We start from the raw sequence: 349 nt of genomic DNA, 5'->3' as shown, positions 1-349 counted from the left end.
GGTGCCCGCCCCCAGGTCCAGCACCGTGCGGCCGCGCTCCAGCCGCACCGCGTCCGCGAGTTCGCGGATCACCGGCATCGGATAGGACGGCCGGGACCGCTCGTAGGCGTCCGCCGCCCGCTGGTACCCCACTCCTGCCGCCTGGTGAACCGTCACGCCCCCTGACGCTATCAGCCGCAGATGGACGCCACACCAATGGCGAGCGGCGGTCTGCCGACGTCGCTGTGGAGCGCCCGGCACGCCCAACCCCCTGCACGGCGACCCCGGATGCTGCATGCTGCTGTATCCGCGCTCCGCCCCGTCCGGGCCCGGCCGTGGTGACGCGGGCCGCGCCGGTGGAGCATGATCA

Source organism: Peterkaempfera griseoplana (assembly GCF_001418575.1).
GTDB lineage: Bacteria > Actinomycetota > Actinomycetes > Streptomycetales > Streptomycetaceae > Peterkaempfera > Peterkaempfera griseoplana.
This window is presented reverse-complemented; position numbering follows the sequence as displayed.